The organism is Flavobacterium sp., assembly GCF_028712645.1.
Taxonomy (GTDB): Bacteria; Bacteroidota; Bacteroidia; order Flavobacteriales; family Flavobacteriaceae; genus Flavobacterium.
The window spans coordinates 1-4,226 of record NZ_JAQTPQ010000284.1; the positions used below are offsets into that span (position 1 = coordinate 1).

The 4,226-nt window shown below is 33.2% G+C and carries 4 protein-coding genes; 3 read left to right on the forward strand and 1 reads right to left on the reverse strand.

Annotated features, from left to right (window positions below; all coding sequences use genetic code 11):
• A partial coding sequence (locus PHC28_RS16265; RefSeq protein ID WP_300103143.1) for an MFS transporter occupies positions 1-700 on the reverse strand: 700 nt, incomplete at its 3' end.
• A 113-nt stretch (positions 701-813) separates the two neighbouring features.
• Between PHC28_RS16265 and PHC28_RS16270 the strand changes: the two genes are divergently transcribed.
• From PHC28_RS16270 to PHC28_RS16280, 3 genes are all read left to right on the forward strand, one after another.
• The gene (locus tag PHC28_RS16270) at positions 814-1,680 is read left to right on the forward strand and encodes an AraC family transcriptional regulator (RefSeq protein ID WP_300103145.1); all 867 of its coding nucleotides are present in this window, start codon (positions 814-816) and stop codon (positions 1,678-1,680) included.
• Positions 1,681-2,080: 400 nt separating this feature from the next.
• Entirely contained in the window at positions 2,081-3,562 is a 1,482-nt protein-coding gene (locus PHC28_RS16275; protein ID WP_300103147.1) for a Fic family protein, read from the forward strand.
• A 310-nt stretch (positions 3,563-3,872) separates the two neighbouring features.
• Positions 3,873-4,061 (forward strand): hypothetical protein, encoded by a 189-nt coding sequence (locus PHC28_RS16280; RefSeq protein WP_300103149.1) that lies wholly within the window; start codon positions 3,873-3,875, stop codon positions 4,059-4,061.
• The last annotated feature ends 165 nt before the right edge of the window (positions 4,062-4,226 follow it).

Sequence of the window (4,226 nt, forward strand, 5' to 3'; positions counted from 1 at the left end):
CTTCATCTATTACATCTGGCATATTGGTAAAATAAAACATTACTGCTACAGCTAAAATGATTATTCCTAAAATAAGATAAGGCATTTTTCCGCTTGCAGCCTCTGTGGCGAGATAGGATTGTAATTCTGCAGGTGCCATAGCCGCCATTTCTGATTGGCTCAGGTTTTTTCCGGATAATATCAAAGGACCTATAAAAGTAGGAGCTATAAAAGCGGCTAATCCATTAAAAGACTGAGAAAAATTCAATCGTCTGGTAGCAGTTTCGGCCGGGCCAAGTATAGTCACATAAGGATTAGCGGCGGTTTCCAAAAAGGTAAGTCCGCAGGCGATAATGAACAAAGCCCCCAAGAAATAGATATATTGTAGTGAGTTGGCCGCAGGCACAAACAAAATACAACCTATACCAAATAAAACCAGTCCAATCATAATACCAGATTTATATCCATACTTCCGCATAATATAACCCGCAGGCAAAGCCATAACAAAATAAGCAATGAAAACAGAGGAGTCAATCAAGGAAGATTGCAAATCAGAAAGATTAAATGCTTTTCTTAAATGTGGAATTAAAACTGGATCCAGATTGTGGACGAATCCCCAGAAAAAAAACAGACTGGTAACCAATATGAATGGGAACAACCAGCTTTGTTTTTCATTAGAACCAGCTTTGTTTTGAACATCCGACTGAGCAATTTGTGCCATACGTATTTTATTAAATTTATAGTGTTTTAGAATTCGAAAGATATAATTACTAAAGTATATTTATTAATTCAATATTATCTTTGTTTAATTATTAATTATCTTTGCAAAAAAAAGTGAAAATTGAAAAAACAAAAATAACCTCTTATTCAAACAGTTCTGTTTCTGTTATTTCTCGTGAAGATTCCTTTTTTCAATCCCCATTCCATTCGCATCCTGAACTCGAATTAGTCTATGTAAAAGAAAGTTACGGAAAAAGAATTGTTGGAAATTCAGTAGAGCCCTTTGTATCTGGCGATATGGTATTTCTTGGTTCAGACATCCCACATATATGGTTAAATGACGAAATTTATTATCAAGGTATCAATAAATTAAAGGCAAAAGCCATTGTAGTTTACTTCAACAAAGATATTTTTGGACCTGATTTTTATGAACTAAAAGAAACGCAAAAAATTAATACCCTTTTTAGCAAGGCTAATAAAGGACTTTACATTAGTGGAAAAACGAATAAACTAATCGCTAAAAAATTAGAAAAACTCCTAAACAAAAAAAACTTTGAAATCATTATCGGTCTTTTTGAAATACTATCGATTCTTTCGGAAAGTACTGACCTGACTTTTGTCAATAATGAAACCTATTCGTTACCAAATAATCAAACAAAAAATGATCGACTTTCAGATGTTTTTCAATATGTAAAAGAAAATTACAAGGAAGATATTTCACTTATTGAAATTGCCAAAATTGCCAATCTTACGCCTACTTCTTTTTGTAGAATGTTTAAATTGAAAACCAAAAAAAATTTTGTAGAATACCTAAATGAAATCCGAGTTTCTAATGCCTGTAAATTTCTCATTGAAACAGATATGGGCATATCCGAAATTGCCTATAAATGTGGTTACAAAACGGTTTCCAATTTCAATAAGCTATTCAAAAAATTGACAACAACAACACCCAAAGAATACCGAAAAAATGCGAAAACCTAAGATCTTTAGAAACTATTAAAATCGTCAATGCGAGTGTTTTTTTTGTGAAGTAAAACGTGATAAGCAGCAAGTCTACTGCCAGTCTTTTTTAGCAAATCAACAACAAACGATATTCTCCTTCCTTTTCTATTGGTGCTCTGTGAATACAGACATAAGAAAACATCAAAGAAAGTACTAATTACTGTTATTTGTATCGAAATAAACAAAACCAGTGTGTTTTACTGGAAAATTGTTGCTAAAAAACAAGCTTTACTGGAAAATAATTTATATTTAACGATTAGAATACCCTTTTAGTGGAAAATACAAAAAGGCATCAATAGTTTTATAATGGAAAATATTTGCAGTAAATAGCGTTTTAATGGAAAAAAATAGCTATTTTTGAGGTGTAAAAGCATTTCTAATGGAAAATAACATCCCAATTCACCTTCAAGAAGTAATTTTTGCTTCAAGCGATACGGCAATAAGCAGACAATTAGGAAAACTGGAAGAAACGGGGCAAATAAAAAAAATTGCTCCTCGTATCTATACTTCAAATTTCAATGAGCCAGAAGACGTAATTATTAGAAGAAATATTTTTACCATTCTAGGAAAACTGTATCCAGGTGCAGTATTAAGTCACCGTTCCGCTTTAGAATTCAAACCAACAACGGCAAATCAAATATTTGTAACTTATACCTATACCAAAAAAATTGAACTGCCAGGGATAACCATCCGCTTTATGGAGGGACTACCGGCAACAGAAGGAGACAATCCATTTTCGGGGGAATTATTTGTATCGCAACAAGAAAGAGCTTTTTTAGAAAACCTACAATCTTCACGCCAAATAGGACCAACATCCAAAACGATTACGCTACTGGAAATCGAAAATAAATTAGAACAGATAGTACAAGTAAAAGGAGAAGAGGGACTAAACCAATTTCGGGACAAAGCAAGAGAAATTGCCAACAAATTAGGAATGCAAACCGAATTTGACAAACTCAACAAATTAATCAGTGCCTTACTGACAACAAAACCTTCCAAAATACTTACATCACCATTGGCAGTAGCCAGAGCTTTAGGAAACCCTTACGACAAACACCGTATAGAATTATTCGAAAAACTGTTTATAGAACTGCAACAACAACCCTATAAAGAAAGTCAAGACAAGAATAAAGAAACCAATGCCTTTCGAAATTTTGCCTTCTTTGAAGCCTATTTTTCCAACTACATCGAAGGAACTATTTTTGAAATTGAAGAAGCTAAAAGCATCATTCAAACCGAAACACCAATTCCAAATCGGTACGAAGATTCTCATGACATTTTAGGAACCTACAGATTAGTTAGTAATCAAACGGAAATGAGTACAACACCTTCAAATCCAGATGAATTATTGAACATATTGCAATACAGGCATCAAATACTTTTGGGAGCTAGAACCTCAAAAAAACCAGGTCAATTCAAAGACAAAAATAATCGTGCAGGCGAAACACATTTTGTTGACCATACCTTGGTAAGAGGAACATTAATAAAAGGATTTGATTACTACCAAGCACTGCAAGAACCATTTGCTAAAGCAGCCTATATTATGTTTATGATAAGCGAAATACATCCATTCTTGGATGGAAATGGCAGAATTGCAAGAGTTATGATGAATGCCGAATTAGTAAAAGTAAACCAAACTCGAATCATAATTCCAACAGTGTATCGTGATGACTATTTAGGAGCATTAAGAAGACTAACAAGAAACGATGATCCAGCTGTATATATCAAAATGTTGCAAAGAGCACAAGAATTTAGTACTTCACTCCTGGCAAATGATATGCAAACTTTAGAAAATCATTTAACGTTAAGTAATGCCTTCAAAGAACACGACGAAGCAAAACTGAAAATAATTCCATTGTAGTAAAAGCAAAATGGTACCCAAATAATAAAACCAGACGTTTTATTTTCCTATTAGCACTCTTGGCCAACGCTTCTAAAAAAATTACTGTCACGGTTTTTGAATCAAAAACACGTACACTGCGTGACTCGCGTCAGTAATTTTTTCCCCAAGCTGTTTTATATAATTGAGTATTATAGTTCATTACAAAGCTTTTATATTGTTTTCGTTGATTTTTATGATGAAGTTTACTTTCAACTGCTTCTATTGCCAATCTAGATGTTTTTTACAACTATATCTTCAATAGATTTTTAGGAAGTCATAAAATAATGACGTGTTACAAGCCGCTAATTTTTGGGGATTTGGTGGCGAAGGAAAAGCCGTTACCCTAGACGGAAAATGGAAACCCGGAGATCCATTAACAACCGATCCACCGCAAGAACCTCAAGGTTTGAACAGTGTTTTTTCTACAGATAAATCGACTTTGGAGATTGTGAAAAAGTATAATTTGGAGTTGAAGTAAATGATAAAAAAAGGGAGTGAATTTTATTTAATTTTAATTTTTCAAAGTTAAAAACCAACTTTAAATTAAGCCAAAACCCGCCATATTAGCAAAAGACAGATAACTGTTGATTTCTTTTCTTGTCAAGTATTTTTCTTTTTTGTTATCCAGAATTCGTGGTCTTTG

Coding starts and splice junctions, on each gene's coding strand:
- PHC28_RS16275 (WP_300103147.1), top strand. CDS start 2,081: ATGGAAAATAACATCCCAATTCACCTTCAAGAAGTAATTTTTGCTTCA.